3 protein-coding genes are annotated in these 1,854 nt (G+C 64.5%); 2 read left to right on the top strand and 1 reads right to left on the bottom strand.

Annotation, left to right across the window (positions count from 1 at the left end; genetic code table 11):
- A partial coding sequence (locus Q7T45_RS19630) for an efflux RND transporter permease subunit (RefSeq protein ID WP_304872833.1) occupies window positions 1–522 on the top strand: 522 nt, incomplete at its 5' end.
- Between the two features lie 141 nt (window positions 523–663).
- Window positions 664–1,407, top strand: a complete 744-nt coding sequence (locus tag Q7T45_RS19625) for a hypothetical protein (RefSeq protein ID WP_304872831.1) — start codon at window positions 664–666, stop codon at window positions 1,405–1,407.
- 72 nt (window positions 1,408–1,479) lie between these two features.
- On the opposite strand, the gene Q7T45_RS19620 is transcribed toward Q7T45_RS19625, so the two are convergent.
- A partial coding sequence (locus Q7T45_RS19620) for a gamma-glutamyltransferase (RefSeq protein ID WP_304872829.1) occupies window positions 1,480–1,854 on the bottom strand: 375 nt, incomplete at its 5' end.

The following is a 1,854-nucleotide window of genomic DNA, read 5'->3' as shown; positions in this document are numbered from 1 at the left end:
CTGGTGCTGGCGGCGCAGTTTGAAAGCCTGCGCGATCCCCTGGTGATCCTGATCAGCGTCCCGATGGCGATCTCGGGTGCGTTGATTCCGCTGTTCTTCGGGCTCGCGACCATCAACATCTATACCCAGGTCGGGTTGCTGACCCTGATCGGACTGATCAGCAAGCACGGCATCCTGATGGTAGAGTTCGCCAACGAGCTGCAGCTCAAGGAAGGGCTCGACAAGCGCTCGGCGATCGAGATGGCGGCGCGGGTCCGGCTTCGTCCGATCCTGATGACGACAGCGGCGATGGTGACGGGCTTGCTGCCGCTGCTGATGGCAACGGGCGCCGGTGCTGCGAGCCGGTTCTCGATCGGCCTTGTCGTGGTGTCCGGCATGATGATCGGCACGCTGTTCACGCTGTTCGTGCTGCCCGCGGTCTATGTGGCGATTGCCACCAACCATCGCGCCAATGCCGAATCCCAGCGTACCCGGGAGATCGAGGATTTCGATCTGGGCCTGAAGACGCTGAAGACCAGCTGAGCCTGGATAAATATCTCTCGAGCGACAGCGGATTCAACCCCGCTGTCGCTTTCATTTTGCCCTGTGCTATCCTGCCCGTGCGGACGGACGACAATGGCGTCCGCATGAAGCATCAAGAAAAGCACCCAGGGGGCACCAGACATGACGCAAGAGTTTCCGGCCGGCAATTACAGCTTCATTCCGGCGGTGTTTCAGTATTCCAGCGGTGCTGCGGCCAGCCCCGGCTATGAGATCGAGCGGGTGCGCTTCGACAAGATGCCGCCTTTGGCCGAAGGTTTTGCGCTGATCAAGCAATACATCGAGGATGCGGGACGGCCGCTGACCTCGTTCTGCGCCTGCGAACTGCGCTCGCCGGCGGCGTTCACCGAGGACGGGTTCCTCAAGTTCAACCAGCACTACGTCAAGACGCTGGCGGAGTGGGGCCTGTTCGACGGCTCGACCAATCCGGTGGCGCGCAGCAATGTCTGTCCGGAGATCGATCCGCCGGCGGAGCCGTCATTTTTCGCCTTCTCGTTCACGCGCCCGAGCGGCAACCCCAGCCCGAGTTTCGTCATCGCCGGCGGCGCCGAATCCCGCGATGGACCCGGCACCTATCCCGAGCGCACCGTGCGCTACCGCGACGTCAGCCCGGACGGATTGAAGGAAAAGGTCCGCTTCACCGTCGCCTCGATGGAAAGCCGCCTCGGCGCCTTCGGGTTCGGCTGGAAGAACACCACGGCGGCGCAGGCCTATACCGTGCACGACTTTCACCCGGTCATCGCGGATGAGCTGGTTCGCCGCGGCGTCATGCGGTCCGGCCTGATCTGGCATTTCGCCCGTCCGCCGGTGATCGACCTCGAATACGAGATGGATTGCAGACGGGTGCTGCGCGAGACGGTGATTTAGGCGCGTCGCGTTTCTTCCCTCCCCCGCAAGAGCGGGAGAGGGGGCGCAGCGTGCTCGGGTCGACGCCGAGTTCTATCGTCCGGCCGCATAGCCCTGCATGCCCCTTGGATTGGCGGCGGCGCGGCGGCGGCGGCCGAGTTTGGAGGCCGCGGTGAGGCGGCCCTCCGACCAGTCGGGCCCGGTCTCGACGATATGGCCGCGGCTCTTCAGGGTATCGACGGTCGCCTTGGGCACGCGGTTCTCGACCACCAGCACGCCAGGCCGCGAGGTGCGCGGCCAGAATGAAATCGGGAAATGCTCGGAGTGCCACGCCGGCGCGTCGATCGCTTCCTGCAGGTTCATGCCCGCGTGGACGTGCCGCAGGAAGAATTGCGTGGTCCACTGATCCTGCTGGTCTCCGCCGGGCGAACCCCAGGCCATGTAGGGCTCGCCGTCGCGCAGGCACAT

The sequence above is a fragment of the Bradyrhizobium sp. genome (assembly GCF_030646015.1).
Taxonomy (GTDB): Bacteria; Pseudomonadota; Alphaproteobacteria; order Rhizobiales; family Xanthobacteraceae; genus Bradyrhizobium.
This window is presented reverse-complemented; position numbering and strand designations above follow the sequence as displayed.